This window comes from Vibrio sp. HI00D65 (assembly GCF_001635455.1).
Lineage (GTDB): Bacteria > Pseudomonadota > Gammaproteobacteria > Enterobacterales > Vibrionaceae > Vibrio.
This window is the reverse complement of sequence record NZ_LWEH01000279.1, coordinates 1-637: the sequence shown is the minus strand read 5'-3', so window position 1 is coordinate 637 and position 637 is coordinate 1. Positions and strand designations below refer to the sequence as shown.

General features: G+C 41.0%; 1 tRNA gene and 1 rRNA gene. Both read right to left on the bottom strand.

The features are described from left to right. Nucleotides 1-327 precede the first annotated feature (327 nt). Nucleotides 328-403 (bottom strand) — tRNA-Glu (locus tag A3712_RS18725). Between the two features lie 122 nt (nucleotides 404-525). Further along, nucleotides 526-637 (bottom strand): 16S ribosomal RNA (locus A3712_RS18720); the annotation flags it as partial.

Here is a 637-nt window from a genome sequence, read left to right as displayed (position 1 = left end):
GGCATCCACCGTGTACGCTTAGTCACTTAACCATACAACCCGAAAGGGTCTTAGTGTATGGCAACTAACCAAGGTTTTTGGTTGTAATAAGAAGGGTTAATTCTTATTACGTGTTTGCCGGACTCAATGTGATTCAAATTAGATTTGAATCGAATACAAGACACTTGAATGTGTTTGTGTTGTGTTTATCCAAAGGATAAACATTGAGAACTTTTAATTTGATTAACTCTTAGAGTTAATCAGTCAGCTTTCCAAATTGTTAAAGAGCTAATCACTTCGTAATGAAGTAACCATTTTTAAAAGCACTATTAAAAATGCACTTAAAGATGGTATCCCGTAGGGGAGTCGAACCCCTGTTACCGCCGTGAAAGGGCGGTGTCCTAGGCCTCTAGACGAACGGGACACTGCTAATTTGTCTCCACTTTAAAAAGTAGAAACAAACTTCGAAGAACTTGGGAGTTCTTCATCTCTTTACTTTCTAAACCGTATCAATCTGTGTGGACACTTATCGTGAATATCTTCGTATAAGGAGGTGATCCAGCCCCAGGTTCCCCTAGGGCTACCTTGTTACGACTTCACCCCAGTCATGAACCACAAAGTGGTGAGCGTCCTCCCGAAGGTTAAACTACCCACTTCT